Origin of the sequence: Galbibacter sp. PAP.153, assembly GCF_037029175.1 — a bacterium.
In the GTDB taxonomy this organism is placed as follows: domain Bacteria; phylum Bacteroidota; class Bacteroidia; order Flavobacteriales; family Flavobacteriaceae; genus Galbibacter; species Galbibacter pacificus.
Map to the genome: position 1 here is coordinate 1 of NZ_JAZEUN010000009.1, position 17,676 is coordinate 17,676.

Sequence of the window (17,676 nt, forward strand, 5' to 3'; positions counted from 1 at the left end):
GGCCATATAGCGGGTTTTATAGCTGCTGTACATGCATTTTTTAACTCCGCATAATGCCAATTGTTTGTAATTAAAGCTATTCTATACGCTATAATTGCAAACAATTTGTACTTTTATAAAGTTTATTTCAAGTTATTTTTTATGAACTTAAAGGAAATACCTCGCCTACAAACAATTAGTAAAGAGGACTTTGTTGCCAATTATGTAAAGCCCCAAAAACCTGTTGTAATTGAAAGGTTGACAGAAGATTGGCCGGCATACAAGAAATGGCATTTAAGTTATATAAACCAAGTGGCGGGAGACAAAACAGTACCGCTTTACGACGACAGGCCGGTTACGCACGAAGACGGTTTTAACGAGCCGCATGCCAAAATGAAGATGGGCGAGTACATAAAACTATTGGAATCCAAGCCTACCAGCTATAGGATCTTTCTCTATAATTTAATGAAGGAAGTGCCTTCTTTGCAAAAGGACTTTAATTGGCCCGATCTTGGCATAAAGCTTGTAAAGCAGTTACCCATGCTGTTTTTTGGTGGAGAGAACAGTAAGGTATTCATGCATTTTGACATAGATTACTCCAATATCCTCCATTTTCACTTCCACGGAAAGAAGCAGTGCATTATTTTTCCGCCAGACCAGTCCAAATACATGTACAAGGTGCCACATTCGTTGATATCGCGCGAAGATATAGACTTTGATAACCCCGACTACCACAAATGGCCGGCATTGAAACAGGCACAGGGCTATATTGCCAACCTGGAGCACGGCCAAATGCTGTATATGCCAGAGGGTTATTGGCACTATATGAAATATGTTACCCCCGGGTTTTCCATGAGCCTGCGATCGCTGCCCAAAAAGCCCGCTCATTTTATCAAGGCTGCCTATAATCTTGTTGTAATGCGCAGTTACGACAATTTAATGCGCAAATGGAAGGGGCAGGCATGGATAGACCATAAAAACGAGCGCGCCATAGCCAAAACGCACCAAGAGCTCGGGATAAAAACATAGTACATACCAGTTTTTTACTTATGATACGGTACTTTATGCCCCATGTTTTTAGTATCTTGGGCATGAACACTGCTTGAATATCTTTTTGGCATGAATTATTACGCACTATTTTACCAAACGGTTCCCAATTACCTAGAAGAACGTGCCCAGTACCGCAACGAACATTTAAGGCTTGCACAAAAATATGTAGGGAACGGACATTTACTCCTTGGGGGCGCCCTTGAGAACCCTGCCGGTGGTGCCCTGCTGTTATTTGTTGGAGAAACAGATGACATGGCCAAGGCTTTTGCCCAAGAAGATCCTTATGTTGTAAACGGACTTATAAAATCGTGGCAGGTACGGCGGTGGAACGTGGTGGTAGGCAACAAATAAATTCTTTTTCCCTATTTTACAAAAAGTTGTTTCATTAGGGTGCTCTATGGGACGGGCTTTAGCCCAAGAGATCGTTTATTTTTTCGTAGACAAGATCGCTTTCCCATCCACGGTATAGCAGGTAATTTGCCAGTTGCTGCTTTTTTTTAAACAGATTTGTCCCGGTAAGTTGCCCGGCCTTCTTTTCGGCAAGCTCGTTAAAGGTTTTATGGTAATCGGTGTCGGGTATTTCCTTTAAGGCAAGCTGTATGTTAAATCGGGAGATATTTCTATGCTTAAGTTCGCGTACAATACGGATTTTCCCCCATTTTTTTATGTTGAATTTCCCTCTGGCATAGCTGCGTGCAAAGCGTTCTTCGTTCAGGAACCCATGCTCGATAAGGTGTGCTACAACGGTGTCTACGGCAACGGGTATCATGTGCATGGACCGCAGTTTTTTTACCACATCGTCATGGCAACGTTCTTGGTAGGCGCAATAAGCTTCCAGTCTTCGTTTGGCTTCTTCAACCGTATATGTTTTTTTGTTTTGCATCACCTGAATATGTAGAAAAATAATTCTTAAATTAGAGTAGTATTATATGTTTATACAAAAATAACTGCTTTTTATAATTGGACAGTTGTTTGCCTGCCTATTGTTTTTGTGCAATGTTACAATTCCTATGGCATAAAAGGAGACAGAAACCTATCCTTCTCAAAGGGGTAATTCGCTTCGAAAAGATGGTATACGAGGGGAGACTTTGTACAGCACCTAGTGTATGCTACTTGTAAGTAGACCGGTTTTAATCTTTTCGGGTGATGCCCTAGCATAGGGATAGCAGAACTTATAAAATATATAGGTACAACTATGGGAGGGAGCATGGCAAACGATGAGCAGATAAATGCATATATGCGATGCCCTACTAGAATAGACGCTAAAAAGTATAACGTTGACTTGTTTTGGGTATATATAGTTTTAACAAATTAATTATATTTAAGGCTATTTAAAAACCCAACCTATTTTGAAAGCACTTAAAGAACGCTATTTATCCCTCGATGTACTAAGGGGCCTTACCCTTTTTTTAATGATTATCGTTAATACGCCCGGTTCTTGGGCCACTATTTACAAACCCCTGCACCATGCGCACTGGCATGGCTTTACGCTTACAGATTTGGTATTTCCTACCTTCCTTTTTGTGGTTGGTAACGCCATGAGCTTTAGCATGCGCAAGTTTGAGGCGCTAGGCAGTGCGGCTTTTTTAAAGAAAGTCTTTAAAAGAACGTTCCTCATCTTTTTAATAGGCTTTTTGCTGTACTGGTTTCCGTTTGTCAAGGACGGGCATTTAAAACCACTGGCCGAAACCCGTATATTTGGTGTATTGCAGCGTATTGCGCTGTGTTATTGTTTTGCATCGCTTATAATTTATTACTGGAAGGCCAAGGGCGCACTTATATTTAGTATTGTTGCCCTGGTGGGCTACCATATATTGATGTATGCCTTTGGCGATTATACCATGGAAGGCAATGCCGCCATTAAAACAGATCTATGGCTTATCGGTGCCGACCATATGTATAAGGGAGAAGGCTTTCCTTTTGATCCCGAAGGCCTTTTAAGCACCCTGCCATCTATTGTTAATGTAATTGTTGGCTATTTTGCGGGGGCGTTCCTTCAAAAAAACGGGAAGAACTACGAAACTATCGCCAAGCTGATGATGGCTGGCGCCGTATTGACCTTTGCTGCCCTTGGGTGGGATTTGTTGTTCCCCATCAACAAAAAAATATGGACAAGCTCGTATGTGCTCTTGACCGTGGGCATAGATTTAATGGTTATAGCCGTTTTGGTATATGTTATCGAGCTGTTAAACAAGAAAAGCTGGACATATTTCTTCGAGGTTTTGGGTAAAAACCCGTTGTTTATCTATATACTCTCTGGGATATTCGCTACTATTTTGTTCAGTGTCCCAATGGGAGATACATCGGCCTACGGATGGATAGCACACCATGTTTTTATGTCGTGGATGGGCGATTACTTTGGCTCGCTTATGTTTGCCCTCGTGTTTGCAATGGTTTTATGGGGCATAGCGTACTTTATGGATAAAAAGAAGATATATATAAAGGTATAGTTAGAAAAGAAAAGCACCCCGTGCAAAGAATAAGCCAATATATTTGAGGCATTTCTTTGCACGGGTGCTTTAAAAATATATGTGCAGGCATATATTGTTTATGGTAAGCAGTTTTTTGTCAATGGTAAACTGTTTTTTGCCTGCTGTTTTAGTGCTATTTGTTTTCCCAATCTATTTTTTTGGAGAAGAACATAATAGTGGCCAGGATGATAAACAGGCCAATGCTACCCACCAACAGTGCATAATCCTCCAGTTGGATAATAACATAGATAAACCCGTATAAACACATCAATGAAGCCCCGACCAGTATGGCAAACTTAAAATTTTTAAGGATTGTCCTGGAGTAAAGGGTAACGAGCCCCAACACAGCTGCCGATGCCAACAAGTATGCCTTTAAAAACGAGCTGTGCTCGGAGATGGAGATTAATAAGGTATAAAACATTACCAATGCAAGGCCTATCATGACATATTGAAACGGATGGATATAGATTTTGCTAACCAGTTGGATCAATAAAAACACCAATAAGGTTAAAGCAATGACCAAGATGCCATATTTTGAGGCGCGTTCGCTTTTGGCATACTCGTTTACCGGAACGATGAGCTTGGCGCCAAAGGCAAACGGTGTGAGGTCGGGTATTTTATCGTAAAAGGATTGTTCGAACTGCCTGTTTATCTGTAAAATTTTCCAAGAAGCCTTAAAACCGTCGCTGGAGATTTCCCTAGAGCCGTCTTCGGGCAGGAACATCCCGTCGAAGCTGGGCGAAGCCCAGTTGGAGGCCATAGAGGCTTGGGTAGTTTTGCCTATGGGTACAAACTTCATGGTTTTGCTTCCGTTTACCTTTAAATTAAACCGGAAAGATGTTTCTTGGGCATGCATAGTTGCAAAATTTGTTATGGGAACGCTTTCAATGGTATTTAAAACGGCATTATTGTATACGGGAGCCATGGAAAGTGTTTGGTTGTTAAGGGTTGTTTTTACGGTGTTCCGTATTCCTTTTAAGTTAGACGTTTGTATAAGTATGGTGGCTTTGTTCCAAAGTATGTTTTCGGGCAAAATACGATCCTTTTCAAACTCGATTTTAGGAAAAACCCCTTTCACATCTACATCAGAAGTATATACAACCGATTTGTAGATGCTTCGGTTGAGCGGTTTTGTATCAACTTGTGCATTGATGTTTAAATCCATCGGAAAGAAATATGCGTAATCTATATGTTCTTCATTTTTTATTTCATAAGAATTTGTTTCGCTGTTAAAAGACTTCACTTCTTTTATTTCCTTATAAGGGACTTTGAGAATGGGCCCCGAAAGGACTACTTCGTCTCCCCATTTGTCGTTAATTTCGTTCACCACGTCTTCCTGTCTGTGTTTTCGTTCCTTGATGAGCTCTTTTACAAAAGCCAGGGGGATTAATAAAACGAGCAATAAAAACCCTACAATGAGCATTCTTGCTGTAATGGATTCGCGGATCCATGTTGATAGTTTACTTCTTGTCTGTTCCATTCTTATGTATATTAAAGTACTTTGTTTTTCAAAGTAATTGATTAAAAAAATATTAATTGATTAATTTTTCCAGTGCTTCAATGTGCTTTTTAAACTCAGCTTTTCCTAGTTGAGTTGCATTGTAGCTGGTATTTGGCTTTCGGTTTACAAATGTTTTGTTTACCGATATGTATCTTGCTTTTTCGAGTGCTTTTAAGTGGCTAGCCAAATTGCCGTCGGTAACTCCCAAGAGTTCTTTTAGGCGGTTAAAGTCGGCATCGTCGTTTACGGCCAACACCGACATGATCCCCAACCGTACCCGATGGTCAAAAAGTTTATTTATGTTGTCTATAATTCCCAATATTACCCTTTTTTTTCCTCAGCAAACATAATGCTTCCGTAAATAATATGAAAAAGGCCAAAACCTATTAACCAAAACCAAAAACCATAACCGGGGAACATGGCGCATATGAGTCCGGTTATAATTTCGACATATCCTAAATATTTAATGTTGCCCACAGTATATTTTGAAGCATTTACCAAAGCCAGTCCATAAAAAATAAGCATAAGAGAAGCCGTTAGGCCATAATGTTGGCTATTGAGTTTTATTAAAATGTAAATGCCACCGGTAACGAGGGGGATAAGAAAATTAATAACAAGCCTGTAAGTGGTAATGTCCCATATTTTGGCATTATGTTTTTTAGCTTTTCTGGAAGTGAGCCAAATGGCGGTAACAATGCTTAGCAACATTACGGCAACAGCAACGATAATGAGCCAGCTAAAATTCCAACTATGTATGTATAGTTGTTCCCCGGTCTTTGGAAAAAGGTAAAAGTATGCAAATAAGGCACCAACAATGGCATAGCAGCCGGCAAAAATCCCAGAGATACCGCTTAATGAGATAAAACGGGAAGAACGGTCCATCATATCTTTAATATGATTAATGTCTTTAAGATAATCTTTTTTGCTCATTTTTAAAGTACTTTGAAAAGCAAAGTAAAATAAAAAAATTCTAATATCAAAACGAAAAATTTATGTTGATTACTCTTTTTTAGCTTCTTTATAAGAATTGTTCTATTTTTATTAAGAATTATTAATCAATTTAAACTACCGCCAATCCATGCCATTATTAATTGTACTTCTTGGAATTCTTTTACTTTTTATACTTATTGCCAAATTTAAACTCAATGCCTTTATTTCTTTTATTATAGTTTCCCTGTTTGTTGGGATCACGGGCGGAATGGAATTACTTACCGTTATTGATTCCATTCAAAAGGGAATTGGAAATACCTTGGGCTTTCTCGTGCTGATTTTAGGTTTGGGCGCCATGCTGGGTAAATTGGTGGCCGACAGTGGAGCCGCACAACAGATAACAGGAAAACTGGTTGAAAAATTTGGGAGGAAAAACATTCAATGGGCGGTAGTACTTACCGGGTTTATTGTGGGGATTCCTATGTTTTACTCGGTTGGATTTGTTATTTTGATTCCCCTGGTTTTTACAGTTGCCATTTCCACTAGGATGCCATTACTTTATGTAGGCTTACCAATGATTGCATCGTTGTCTGTTACGCATGGATATTTACCTCCACATCCGGCACCAACCGCTATTGCCGACCAATTTAATGCCGATATTGGCAAAACATTATTATATGGAATTGTTATCGCTGTCCCTGCAATTGTAATAGCCGGGCCTTTGTTGTCCAGAACAAAATGGATGCAACGGGTTAATGCAACACCTTTAAAGGAATTTTACAACGCTCAAGAATTGGAAGAAGATCAAATGCCCGGAATGGGAATAAGTATTTTTACAGCTTTGTTGCCGGTTATTCTTATAGGAATTGCAACACTTGGGAGTCATTTTTTACCAAAAGAATCGGTTGCGGTTACCATTGTTAATTTTATCGGGAACCCTGTAATTGCTATGTTAATAGCTGTTTTGGTGGCAATTTATACACTTGGACTTTCCCGGGGAAAGAAAATGCCCGAAGTAATGGATTCTTTATCAACTTCTATTTCGAGTATTACCATGGTTTTGTTAATAATAGCAGGAGCTGGTGCGCTGAAACAAATTTTGGTTGATAGCGGTGTAAGCGATTATATAGCCGATTTGATAAAAGGCTCCAGTTTGTCGCCACTATTATTGGCATGGCTTATTGCAACGGTAATCCGGGTTTGTGTGGGTTCGGCAACAGTTGCTGGGCTAACAACAGCCGGAATTGTATCTTCTTTGGCACAAAGCCAAGGTGTAAACACCGAATTAATGGTGCTGGCAATAGGCTCGGGAAGTTTAATGCTTTCGCATGTCAACGACAGTGGCTTTTGGTTGTTTAAGGAATATTTCAACTTATCGGTTAAAGAAACGCTTTCTACGTGGACAGTCATGGAAACCACAGTTGGTGTAATGGGACTTATCGGAGTTTTGGTGATGAACCTTTTTGTTTAAGTGAAAAATATAAAGTTGATGGTAATATCATTAGTTAAAAAAATCATACTTATTTGCTGTTTGTTTCAGGGAATAATAGTTTTTTCTCAAACTACAAATTCAGTGTCTGGAACTGATAAAATGGAGTGGTTTGGCGATGCCAAGCTAGGGATATTTATTCATTGGGGTTTGTATGCAGTGAATGGAATTGACGAATCGTGGTCGTTTTACAACGGGTATATTTCGCATGAAGATTATATGAAGCAAACAAAAGGTTTTACGGCAAAAAATTATGATCCAAAAGCTTGGGCAGACTTAATTAAAGAGTCGGGAGCAAAATACGCAGTAATAACTTCTAAGCATCATGATGGATTTGCACTTTGGAACAGTAAATATGGAAATTTGAATGCTGTTAAAAATTCAGCGGCAAGAAAAGATGTTTTAACACCTTTTGTAGGTGCAATTCGAGATGATGGATTAAAAGTAGGGATCTATTATTCGTTACCCGATTGGTCGTATCTCGATTACACGAACTTTACTCGCGATAGTATTCGGTACAATATAGCTGACGAACCAAGACGTTGGCAACAATTTTTACAATATTACGAAGGACAATTAAAAGAATTATCAGATGCCTATAATCCTGATTTATATTGGTTTGATGGTGATTGGGAACATAGCTCAGAAGAATGGGAAGCACCGAAAGTCAGACAAATGCTATTGGACAGAAACCCTAATACAATTATAAATTCCAGATTGAAAGGTTATGGTGATTATGCCACACCCGAACAAGGAATGCCCATTGTGAAACCAACAGACGATTATTGGGAATTGTGTATGACCATGAATAACTCGTGGGGTTATCAAAAAAATGACAACGATTACAAAAGTTTAGACCAAATTATTGGCATTTTTACTGATGTTATTGGTAATGGTGGAAATCTGTTATTGGATATAGGGCCCAAAGCCGATGGAAGCATTCCGATTGAACAAATTGAAATTTTAAAAGGTTTGGGAAGATGGACAAGCAAACATAAAGAGGCTATTTATGAAACGGTTGCGGGAATCCCTAAAGAACATTTTTATGGAACGTCAACTTTATCAAAAGATAAGAAAATACTATATCTATTTGTGAAAGGAAACCCCGAAGGAGAAGTAGTGGTAAGAGGCTTAAAGAATAATATCAATCGCATTTGGGTGGTTGGAGAAGGCACAAAACTATCACATAAAGTGGTTGGTAAGGTTTATTGGAGTGCGTATCCGGGTATAAAATACATTCAACTTCCCGAACATGTTTTAGACAAAAATATGACTGTTTTAGCGTTATTGCTCGATGGCGAAGTAAATTTATACAGGGAAGACGGGACTGTTATTGAAAGTAATTAGAATAAAATTTAAAAATAGGAACATGATAAAACCTTCAGAAAAAATAAAAGAATTAGGATTGATTTTACCACCAGCTCCAAAACCGGCAGGCGTTTACCGCCCGGTTTTAGTGGTCGATAACTTTTTATACATATCTGGCCAGGGGCCGGTTTTGCCCGATGGAAGTTTAATGAGTGGACGTGTTGGAGATGATATCGATTTGGAAGTAGGGTACAAAGGTGCGCGGCAAGTAGCATTGACCATGCTTTCGACCATTCAAACTCACTTTGGCGATATAGACCGCGTTAAAAGGGTGGTTAAAGTCTTGGGAATGGTAAATTGCACCCCCGATTTTAAAAAGCATCCTTTGGTAATTAATGGTTTTAGTGAACTTATGGCCGAAATTTTTGGAGAAACGCATGGAATAGGCGTTAGAAGTGCCGTAGGAATGATGCTCCCCGATAATATTCCGGCAGAAATAGAAGCAATGTTTGAACTACACAAAGAATAATTGATAATTTAAAATAATCACTTCCGCGAGAAGGGAAATCTTACTTATTACATTTGTATAGTGAAGAGTTAAAGACTGAAGCAATGAAGGAAAAAAATTGGTTTGAGATAGAAAATGCTGATGAAATAGCAACACCGGCGCTTTTGGTGTATCCCGATAGGATTCAACACAACATAAAACGGATGATCGAAATAGCAGGCGATGTTTCCCGGTTACGGCCACATATAAAAACCCACAAAACTGCCGAAATTATACAAATGCAACAGGCATATGGGATTCAAAAATTTAAATGTGCTACCATTGCCGAGGCCGAGCTTTTGGCGCAATGCAAGGCGAAAGACGTTTTATTGGCCATGCAGCCCGTAGGAATTCATATACAACGCTTTTTTAAGTTGATGCGTACATATCCAGAAACACAATTTTCAACTTTGTTGGATGATATGGAAAATGCAAAAAATATAACCGAAGCTGCAATTAAAAAACAAATGAAGGTTTCACTCTGGATGGATATCAATGTTGGGATGAACCGGACCGGGATTGAGCCGGGTGAAGAAGCTCGAAAATTATTTCAATTCCTTGATGTTAATGAAAATGTGGAGGCTAAGGGCTTTCATGTCTACGATGGGCATTTAAGAGACTCTAATTACGATCAACGGAAGAAGGATTGCAATACGGCCTTTGAAAAAGTGGTTGCTTTAAAAGAAAGTTTAAAGAAAATGGGAGTTGAGGCTAAAGAAATTATAGCCGGAGGTTCGCCATCGTTTCCTGTTCATGCCATGCGCAATGATGTAGATTTAAGCCCGGGAACTGTATTGCTTTGGGATGCCGGTTATGGCAATTTATTTCCGGAGATGAAAATGTTGCCCGCCGCAGTTTTGATCACACGCATTATCAGCAAGCCATCAAAAGGAATAGTAACCTCCGATCTGGGGCATAAATCCTTGGCCTCCGAAATGCCTTTTTCACGCGTAGAATTATTAAATGCACCCGATTTGGAACAGCTAAGTCAAAGTGAGGAACATTTCGTTTTCAATACCAACCATCCTGAAAATTATAAAATAGGCGACCTTTTGTATGCAATTCCCAAACATATTTGCCCAACGGTAGCCAAATATCAATATTTACAGGTGGTTGAAAAAGGAAACGTGGTAAATGAGTGGAAAGTGGTTGCGAGAGACCAAGTAATTTCGGTGTAAAAATTTGTAAAGACGAAAGCTGTTACCCTGAGCTTGTCGAAGAGTTATTGGAATTGGCTTCGACAAGCCCAGCCTGACATCATTATAATTCGAAATTATTATGGCAGGTATCCAGATAATAATGCTCTCGCTTAAAATATAAAATCCAACATTTAAAAGAATAAAACATGTTTATACTCGATGCGCATTTGGATCTTTCCATGAATGCAATTGATTGGAACCGGGATCTCCGTTGGACGGTAGACGAAATCCGTGAATTTGAAAAAGGCATGACCGATCTGCCCGGCCGTTCACAAAATACAGTTTCTTTAGATGCCATGCGAAAAGGAAATATAGGACTTTGTGTTGCAACGCAAATTGCCCGCTATGTAAAAAAGGATAATCCGTTGCCGGGATGGAATTCGCCCGAACAAGCTTGGGCACATACGCAGGCACAATTGGCATGGTATCAAGAAATGATGAGACAGGGGGAAATGCGGCAAATTTCCAACTCAAACGAACTAGAAAATCATCTTAAATATTGGAGTTCTAATGATGATAACCGTAAAAAAGCGATAGGTTTTATTTTAAGTTTAGAAGGCGCCGATTCAATTGTTACGCTCAATCATCTTCATAAAGCTTATGAATATGGCTTGCGCGCAGTGGGTCCAGCGCATTATGGACCGGGGACGTATGCTTTTGGCACTGATTCTATAGGGGGTATTGGAGAAAAAGGAAAAGCTTTGTTAAGAGAAATGGAAAAACTGAACATTATTCTGGATGCTACGCATTTATGCGATCAAAGTTTTTGGGAAGCAATGGATGTTTTTAACGGTGCGGTTTGGGCAAGCCACAACAATTGCAGGGAATTGGTAAACCATAACAGGCAATTTAACAACGAGCAATTAAAAGAACTCATAAACAGAAAAGCAGTTATAGGGGTTGTTATGGATACCTGGATGATGGTGCCTAATTGGGTTCGTGGCAAAACGACACCACAAAGTGCCGATGCATGTTTGCGGCAGATTATTGACAATATAGACCATATATGCCAATTGGCAGGAAATACCAACCATGTAGGGATTGGTTCCGATTTGGATGGCGGTTTCGGCAAGGAGCAGACACCACACGATATAGATACCATAGCCGATTTGCAAAAAATCCCCCAAATGCTATACAATAGGGGCTATTCAGAAAAAGATATTGAAGGTATTATGCATGGAAATTTTTTAAGATTTATTAGGGATGTTTGGAGTTAAAACAAAAAAACCACGCTTCCCAATGGTCATCGGGATGGCGTGGTTTTTTAATAATTTATTTTAAGATTTTTCCGTCTTTATCTTTAAAACGGTACTCTAAATATGTGTAAGCATCTCTTGGTAAAATCTTGACCCATTTTTTGTGTTCTAAAAACCATTTAGAACGAACGGATGGAAATCCTTTTGTTAAATATGCTGCAATAAACGGGTGTGTATTTAATACAATTCCATTTTTACTGCTCTTGCTTTGAATAATGCGTTCGAGCTCGGTTGTAATCTTATTTATCAAAACTATGGGGGCTTCTATTTCGCCACCGTTTCCGTTAGGGTCTACCTCACGGGTTTTAATGTTTACTTCCGGTCTTACGCGTTGCCTTGTAATTTGTATGAGGCCAAACTTGCTTGGAGGTAGGATTTTATGTTTGGCTCGATCGTCACGCATTTCTTCTCTTAAATGTTCGTATAGTTTTCTTCGGTTGTCTGCATTGGACATATCGATAAAATCTATAACAATGATCCCTCCCATATCTCTTAGCCTTAATTGCCGGGCTACTTCACTAGCGGCAATCAGGTTAACCTCTAAGGCTGTGTCTTCTTGAGACTTGGCTTTGTTGGAACGGTTACCGCTGTTTACATCGATAACGTGTAAAGCTTCGGTATGTTCTATAACCAAATAGGCCCCTTTGCTGGAGGAAACGGTTCGTCCAAAAGAAGTTTTGATTTGCCTTTCAATTCCATATTTTTCAAAAATAGGAATATTAGACTCATACAATTTTACAATAGATTCTTTCTCTGGTGCAATTTCATGCAAGTAATCTTTAATCTGATAATAAAGCGTTTCATCATCTACATAAATCCCGGTAAAATCATCGTTGAAAACATCTCTTAAAATAGATGCCGCACGGTTCATTTCACTGAGGACTTTTGAAGGATAGTTCGCTTTGTAAATTTTTTTGCACAAACCTGTCCATTTTTTTAACAGGTTGTTTAAATCTTTGTCTAGTTCGGCGACTTTTTTGCCTTCTGCCACTGTACGTACAATTACACCATATCCTTTTGGGCGGATGCTTTGTACCAACCGCTTTAAACGGTCCTTTTCTTCTTTGCTTTCTATTTTTTGTGAAACTGAAACGCGGTCAGAAAAAGGAACCAAGACCAAATAACGCCCGGCTATGGAAAGCTCGGAGCTTATTCTTGGCCCTTTGGTTGAAATTGGTTCTTTTACAATTTGTACTAGAATAGATTGATTGGCCTTTAATACGTTATTAATGGTACCATTCTTATCTATGTCTTTTTCAAATGGGAAGTCTTTTAAAGAAAAATCTTTTAATTTACCTGTGCTTACACGTTTAATGAATTTTAACAAAGAACTGAGTTGCGGCCCTAGGTCATGGTAATGCAAAAATGCATCTTTTTCATACCCGACATTTACAAATGCGGCGTTTAGGCCTGTTACCGGCTTCCTCACCTTGGCAAGCATGATGTCACCAACCGAAAAGTTGCTGCTCTCTTCTTCCTTGTGTAATTCAATAAGTTTTCCATCCTTTAATATGGCAAAATCAACGTCAGAGGAACCAGATCTTACAATTAATTCTTTATTCACTCTGAATGAATTTTTTATCTGTACCGCGCCTAAAGTTAAGCGTAACGGGACTGATGGATTAAACAATAAATTTGTCCCGCCGGTTAAGGCGAAATAAATTTTTATTACAGGTTTTTTTGAATAAACCCAACGAAATTCCTGTTATAGCCTTAAGCTACAACAAAATTTCTTTTTCAATGAACGTTCTGTATGTAAAGTATACAATACTTTAAAAAGAAAAAGTAGTTAATCTAACTACTTTTTCTTGTGACGGTTAGCTCTTCTTCTCTTCTTACGCTTGTGCGTAGCTACCTTATGTCTTTTTCTTTTTTTACCACTTGGCATCGACTGTAATGTTTTTATATTAATAATTTATTTTACTTCTACGCTTGTCTTAACACCCTCTACAAATACTTTTGCGGGCTTAAAAGCTGGGATATTGTGAGCAGGAATTTTAATGGTTGTGTTTTTAGAAATGTTCCTTCCCGTTTTTTCTGCTCTGGTTTTAATAATGAAGCTACCAAAACCTCTTAGATAAACATTATCACCGCTTTCCAATGAGTTTTTCACCTCTTCCATAAAGGATTCTACAGTTGCCTGAACATCTCCTTTTTCCATGCCAAGTTTCTCTGAAATCTTGGCTACAATGTCTGCTTTAGTCATTTTTATATATTTGTTTACAGTGTTATAAATTTAGGGGATGCAAATATATAAATTATTTACCCAATAAATAAAGTGTAAATAATTAAAATTTAACCAAATAAAGCTATTATTTTTGAATTTAACGGGAAAACATATGGATTTTCAAGGGGTCATCGTGCATTGGTACAAAGAAAATAAAAGGGATTTGCCCTGGAGAAAAACCAAGGATCCGTACCGTATTTGGTTGTCCGAGATTATGTTACAGCAAACCCGGGTAGAGCAGGGACTGCCATATTACCAGAAATTTACAGCCGCATACCCAACGGTTTTCGACCTGGCCAAAGCCCAAGAAGAAGAAGTGTTAAAATTATGGCAGGGGCTGGGCTATTATTCCCGTGCTCGAAATCTACACACGACCGCCAAAGAAATTGCGCATAATTTTAAGGGAACTTTCCCTAATGGTTATGATGCGCTAAAAAAACTAAAAGGCGTTGGCGATTATACGGCTAGTGCCATTGCTTCCATATGCTTTAACAGACCCACGCCCGTTGTAGACGGAAATGTTTACAGGGTTTTGGCCCGGTATTTTGGCATAGCTATTCCCATAAATTCTACCGAAGGGATAAAATATTTCAAGGCACTGGCCAAAGAACTTATATTAAAAGATCAACCCGGCGACTATAACCAGGCAATTATGGAGTTTGGCGCCCGCCAATGCAAACCGCAGTCGCCAAACTGTAAGCTTTGTAACCTTCAAAATAGTTGCGTGGCTTTTGCCGAAGGAAAAATGGGGGAATTGCCCGTAAAACTGAAAAAGACAAAAGTTAAAAAAAGATATTTCAATTATTTGATTATTACAGATAATGAAAAAACAATCCTTCAGCAAAGAAAAAACAAAGACATCTGGCAAAACCTGTATGAATTCCCTTTAATAGAAACTTCAAAAGAAGTAGAAATAGAACATATAGCCGGGCATGATACCTTTTTAAAACTGATACATGGAAATGCTTATAACATACGGCTGTTCAACGAGGAGCTCAAAGTTCATAAATTATCGCATCAGCATATATATACTCGATTTTGGATTGTAACTTTGCACGGCAAATTAAAATCGGGTACTGTAATAGAAAAAGTTAAAGATTATCCCGTGCCTGTATTGATTGCCAATTTTGTTGAAGATTTTGGTTTTTAGATTTAGTTATTTTTAATACATTTATAATTGCGTTGAACGGTTGGCAAGGTTTAAAATAAAACCACAACCTTAAAAGTGCTGAAAATAAAATAGAACAGATAAAAAATTGATAAATGAGTGGAACGTTAAATAAAGTAATGCTAATAGGTCACCTTGGAGACGATGTGAAGATGAATTATTTTGAAGGGGGTAACTGCATTGGGCGTTTTCCGCTGGCTACCAATGAATCGTATACAAACAGACAAACGGGAGAACGTGTTACCAATACCGAATGGCACAATATAGTTGTAAGGAACAAAGCGGCCGAAGTTTGCGAAAAATATTTGAGCAAAGGAGATAAGGTATATGTGGAAGGACGTTTAAAAACACGGCAATGGCAGGGCGATGACGGGAACATGCGCTATACCACCGAGGTACAGGTAACCGACTTTACGTTTTTAACCAATAAGGCAGACTCCCAAGGAGGCACGTCGCAACCGTCTTCGGGCCAAAACCAAGGACCTGTGAGCAACCAGCAATCTTCCCCTCAATCGCAACAACAGCAATCGCCCGCTTCTTACGAAGATGAGGACGACGATTTACCATTTTAACCAAGTTTAACTAAAATACCATACTTTGGACCCGGAGCCCTCGAGTTTTATTTTAATCTTATTATTTATAGATACAGCTTCAATTATTAAATTGATAGTTTTATTTACATTGTTAGTATGTTCTGCACTTATTTCGGGGGCAGAGGTGGCTTTTTTCTCACTTTCGCAAACAGATGTCAACGAAATAAACGAATCGCGCACATCCATAGGGAGCATTATTGTAAAATTGCTGGACCGTCCTAAAAAATTATTGGCAACCATATTGGTAGCCAATAATTTTATAAACATTGCCATTGTACTGCTTTTTACTTCGCTCGGAAATTTTTTCTTTGGCTCCATAGATGGTTATGTTTTAGGAATTATCCCGATCAGGTTTATCCTTGAAGTAGTTGTGGTAACTTTTTTAATTTTACTTTTTGGAGAAATACTTCCAAAAATATATGCAAGCAGGAACAGGATGAAATTTGCACATTTTATGGCATATCCCTTAAATGTCCTGGATACGGTATTTTATCCACTAAGCATGCCAATGCGTTCCACAACCTTATTCTTACAGGAAAGGCTGGGAAAACAGCGAAGTAATATATCCGTAGACCAGTTATCGCATGCTTTGGAGCTTACCTCGGAAGAAGATACGACCGTTGAGGAACAAAAGATATTACAAGGAATTGTTTCTTTTGGAAATACCGATACACGGCAGGTAATGCAGCCCCGTATTGATGTTTTTGCCCTGAACGAAGAAATGAAGTTTCAGGAAGTGGTGAGCGAAATTGTTAAGAACGGATATTCCAGAATCCCGGTCTTTAAAGAAAATATGGACAATGTAACGGGCGTATTATATGTAAAAGACTTATTGCCCTACCTGGACAGGAAAAATTTTGATTGGCCCACCTTAAAAAGGGACCCGTATTTTGTTCCGGAGAATAAAAAGCTGGACGATCTCTTAAAAGAATTTCAGGAGAAAAAAAACCATTTGGCCATTGTAGTAGACGAATATGGCGGAACATCCGGATTGGTTACCCTTGAAGATATAATTGAAGAAATTGTTGGCGATATAAGCGATGAATTTGATGATGAAGACTTGGTATATTCAAAACTGGACAGCAACAACTTTGTGTTTGAAGGAAAAACAGCACTTAAGGATTTTTACCGGGTTATAGAACTGGAAGACGAGATGCCTTTTGAAGAAAATAAAGGAGAATCCGAAACCATTGCAGGCTTTGTTTTGGAGATAGCCGGAAGTTTTCCAAAAAAAGGCGAGAAAATAACTTTTAATAATGTTACGTTTGTAGTAGAAGCGTTAGACAAAAAACGTATCAAACAAATTAAAGTTACAGTTAATTGAGCAGAATAGTCCTTGCATTTATAAGCGTTTTTTTATTTTTTTCCTGCGGAAATGACCCCGTTCCAAAGCCAAAAGGACTTTTGCGACTGGAATATAAGTCCCCGGAATACACTGCCTTGTCTACCCAATGCCCGTATGTTTTTTATAAAAACAATGCCGCAGAAGCTTCCATAAAGCCTGATTGCTCCATGAACCTGGATTATTCCCAGATGAATGCCCGCATTTTTATTACCTATAAACCAATTAACAACAATCTCGATAAATTATTAAGGGATGCCCAAAAATTAACATACGAGCACGTTGCAAAAGCCGATAATATTCAAGAACAGCCCTTTGTAAATACAGACAATAAAGTATACGGAATGTTTTATTTGGTGGCTGGGAACGCCGCATCTGCTTCGCAGTTTTATGTAACCGACAGCACTTCTCATTTTTTAACGGGTTCATTATATTTTAATGTTAAGCCCAATTACGACTCTGTACTTCCCGCTGCCAAATACTTAGAAGAAGACATAAGGAAGATCATGGAGACCATTCGGTGGAAATAAAGATTTTACCTATAAAAGAATAAAAATTACTACTGCACATAAAAGTACAAGAAGTACATACGTCTTTTGGAGTAAATATAAAAAGT

At 38.6% G+C, this 17,676-nt stretch carries 18 protein-coding genes; 12 read left to right on the forward strand and 6 right to left on the reverse strand.

Going from position 1 to position 17,676, the window contains the following annotated elements; all coding sequences use genetic code 11:
• The first annotated feature begins 141 nt into the window (after nucleotides 1–141).
• Together UXI14_RS07135 and UXI14_RS07140 are read left to right on the forward strand one after the other, a co-directional pair.
• Nucleotides 142–1,008 carry a cupin-like domain-containing protein gene (locus tag UXI14_RS07135; protein WP_335965553.1) on the forward strand — a complete coding sequence of 289 codons (867 nt, stop codon included), beginning with the start codon at nucleotides 142–144 and terminating at the stop codon, nucleotides 1,006–1,008.
• 90 nt (nucleotides 1,009–1,098) lie between these two features.
• Complete coding sequence (locus UXI14_RS07140) at nucleotides 1,099–1,380, forward strand: YciI-like protein (protein WP_335965554.1); 282 nt, start codon at nucleotides 1,099–1,101, stop codon at nucleotides 1,378–1,380.
• A gap of 58 nt (nucleotides 1,381–1,438) precedes the next feature.
• On the opposite strand, the gene UXI14_RS07145 is transcribed toward UXI14_RS07140, so the two are convergent.
• A complete protein-coding gene (locus tag UXI14_RS07145; protein ID WP_335965555.1) occupies nucleotides 1,439–1,912 on the reverse strand; it encodes a regulatory protein RecX in 474 nt (157 codons plus the stop codon).
• A 466-nt stretch (nucleotides 1,913–2,378) separates the two neighbouring features.
• On the opposite strand from UXI14_RS07145, the gene UXI14_RS07150 reads away from it, so the two are divergent.
• Entirely contained in the window at nucleotides 2,379–3,479 is a 1,101-nt protein-coding gene (locus UXI14_RS07150) for a DUF5009 domain-containing protein (RefSeq protein ID WP_277899825.1), read from the forward strand.
• Between the two features lie 154 nt (nucleotides 3,480–3,633).
• On the opposite strand, the gene creD is transcribed toward UXI14_RS07150, so the two are convergent.
• From creD to UXI14_RS07165, 3 genes are read right to left on the reverse strand one after another with little or no spacing between them, the layout of a single operon-like run.
• Nucleotides 3,634–4,980 carry a cell envelope integrity protein CreD gene (gene creD, locus UXI14_RS07155; RefSeq protein WP_277899824.1) on the reverse strand — a complete coding sequence of 449 codons (1,347 nt, stop codon included), beginning with the start codon at nucleotides 4,978–4,980 and terminating at the stop codon, nucleotides 3,634–3,636.
• A 52-nt stretch (nucleotides 4,981–5,032) separates the two neighbouring features.
• On the reverse strand, nucleotides 5,033–5,320 hold the full coding sequence (locus UXI14_RS07160) for a transcriptional regulator (RefSeq protein ID WP_277899823.1): 288 nt from the start codon (nucleotides 5,318–5,320) through the stop codon (nucleotides 5,033–5,035).
• A gap of 2 nt (nucleotides 5,321–5,322) precedes the next feature.
• Nucleotides 5,323–5,931 (reverse strand): hypothetical protein, encoded by a 609-nt coding sequence (locus UXI14_RS07165; protein ID WP_335965556.1) that lies wholly within the window; start codon nucleotides 5,929–5,931, stop codon nucleotides 5,323–5,325.
• 148 nt (nucleotides 5,932–6,079) lie between these two features.
• On the opposite strand from UXI14_RS07165, the gene UXI14_RS07170 reads away from it, so the two are divergent.
• From UXI14_RS07170 to UXI14_RS07190, 5 genes are all read left to right on the forward strand, one after another.
• The gene (locus UXI14_RS07170; RefSeq protein WP_335965557.1) at nucleotides 6,080–7,402 is read left to right on the forward strand and encodes a gluconate:H+ symporter; all 1,323 of its coding nucleotides are present in this window, start codon (nucleotides 6,080–6,082) and stop codon (nucleotides 7,400–7,402) included.
• Between the two features lie 18 nt (nucleotides 7,403–7,420).
• Nucleotides 7,421–8,767, forward strand: a complete 1,347-nt coding sequence (locus UXI14_RS07175; protein WP_335965558.1) for an alpha-L-fucosidase — start codon at nucleotides 7,421–7,423, stop codon at nucleotides 8,765–8,767.
• A 22-nt stretch (nucleotides 8,768–8,789) separates the two neighbouring features.
• Nucleotides 8,790–9,257: a RidA family protein gene (locus UXI14_RS07180; protein WP_277899819.1), complete on the forward strand. Its 468-nt coding sequence runs from the start codon at nucleotides 8,790–8,792 to the stop codon at nucleotides 9,255–9,257.
• 83 nt (nucleotides 9,258–9,340) lie between these two features.
• Complete coding sequence (locus UXI14_RS07185) at nucleotides 9,341–10,453, forward strand: D-TA family PLP-dependent enzyme (protein ID WP_335965559.1); 1,113 nt, start codon at nucleotides 9,341–9,343, stop codon at nucleotides 10,451–10,453.
• Between the two features lie 167 nt (nucleotides 10,454–10,620).
• Complete coding sequence (locus tag UXI14_RS07190; protein ID WP_335965560.1) at nucleotides 10,621–11,691, forward strand: membrane dipeptidase; 1,071 nt, start codon at nucleotides 10,621–10,623, stop codon at nucleotides 11,689–11,691.
• Between the two features lie 55 nt (nucleotides 11,692–11,746).
• Here UXI14_RS07190 and UXI14_RS07195 read toward each other — a convergent pair whose 3' ends face one another.
• Together UXI14_RS07195 and UXI14_RS07200 are read right to left on the reverse strand one after the other, a co-directional pair.
• Nucleotides 11,747–13,294, reverse strand: a complete 1,548-nt coding sequence (locus UXI14_RS07195; protein ID WP_335965561.1) for a ribonuclease E/G — start codon at nucleotides 13,292–13,294, stop codon at nucleotides 11,747–11,749.
• 351 nt (nucleotides 13,295–13,645) lie between these two features.
• Nucleotides 13,646–13,942 carry an HU family DNA-binding protein gene (locus UXI14_RS07200; protein ID WP_317191286.1) on the reverse strand — a complete coding sequence of 99 codons (297 nt, stop codon included), beginning with the start codon at nucleotides 13,940–13,942 and terminating at the stop codon, nucleotides 13,646–13,648.
• 127 nt (nucleotides 13,943–14,069) lie between these two features.
• Here UXI14_RS07200 and mutY point away from each other — a divergent pair, with 127 nt between their 5' ends.
• The 4 genes from mutY to gldD all read left to right on the forward strand — a co-directional run bounded on the left by mutY (nucleotide 14,070) and on the right by gldD (nucleotide 17,590).
• A complete protein-coding gene (mutY, locus tag UXI14_RS07205) occupies nucleotides 14,070–15,107 on the forward strand; it encodes an A/G-specific adenine glycosylase (RefSeq protein WP_335965562.1) in 1,038 nt (345 codons plus the stop codon).
• A gap of 113 nt (nucleotides 15,108–15,220) precedes the next feature.
• Nucleotides 15,221–15,697 carry a single-stranded DNA-binding protein gene (ssb, locus tag UXI14_RS07210; protein ID WP_277899815.1) on the forward strand — a complete coding sequence of 159 codons (477 nt, stop codon included), beginning with the start codon at nucleotides 15,221–15,223 and terminating at the stop codon, nucleotides 15,695–15,697.
• Nucleotides 15,698–15,722: 25 nt separating this feature from the next.
• Nucleotides 15,723–17,042 (forward strand): gliding motility-associated protein GldE, encoded by a 1,320-nt coding sequence (locus UXI14_RS07215; protein WP_335965563.1) that lies wholly within the window; start codon nucleotides 15,723–15,725, stop codon nucleotides 17,040–17,042.
• Entirely contained in the window at nucleotides 17,039–17,590 is a 552-nt protein-coding gene (gene gldD, locus UXI14_RS07220) for a gliding motility lipoprotein GldD (RefSeq protein WP_335965564.1), read from the forward strand. Before UXI14_RS07215 ends, gldD begins: the two co-directional genes overlap by 4 nt.
• Nucleotides 17,591–17,676 lie beyond the last annotated feature (86 nt).

Bases quoted from the DNA above. Each gene is read 5' to 3' on its own strand.
- UXI14_RS07135 (WP_335965553.1), top strand. From the start codon at position 142: ATGAACTTAAAGGAAATACCTCGCCTACAAACAATTAGTAAAGAGGAC.
- UXI14_RS07140 (WP_335965554.1), top strand. From the start codon at position 1,099: ATGAATTATTACGCACTATTTTACCAAACGGTTCCCAATTACCTAGAA.
- UXI14_RS07145 (WP_335965555.1), bottom strand. From the start codon at position 1,912: ATGCAAAACAAAAAAACATATACGGTTGAAGAAGCCAAACGAAGACTG.
- creD (WP_277899824.1), bottom strand. From the start codon at position 4,980: ATGGAACAGACAAGAAGTAAACTATCAACATGGATCCGCGAATCCATT.
- UXI14_RS07165 (WP_335965556.1), bottom strand. From the start codon at position 5,931: ATGAGCAAAAAAGATTATCTTAAAGACATTAATCATATTAAAGATATG.
- UXI14_RS07170 (WP_335965557.1), top strand. From the start codon at position 6,080: ATGCCATTATTAATTGTACTTCTTGGAATTCTTTTACTTTTTATACTT.
- UXI14_RS07175 (WP_335965558.1), top strand. From the start codon at position 7,421: ATGGTAATATCATTAGTTAAAAAAATCATACTTATTTGCTGTTTGTTT.
- UXI14_RS07180 (WP_277899819.1), top strand. From the start codon at position 8,790: ATGATAAAACCTTCAGAAAAAATAAAAGAATTAGGATTGATTTTACCA.
- UXI14_RS07185 (WP_335965559.1), top strand. From the start codon at position 9,341: ATGAAGGAAAAAAATTGGTTTGAGATAGAAAATGCTGATGAAATAGCA.
- UXI14_RS07190 (WP_335965560.1), top strand. From the start codon at position 10,621: ATGTTTATACTCGATGCGCATTTGGATCTTTCCATGAATGCAATTGAT.
- mutY (WP_335965562.1), top strand. From the start codon at position 14,070: ATGGATTTTCAAGGGGTCATCGTGCATTGGTACAAAGAAAATAAAAGG.
- ssb (WP_277899815.1), top strand. From the start codon at position 15,221: ATGAGTGGAACGTTAAATAAAGTAATGCTAATAGGTCACCTTGGAGAC.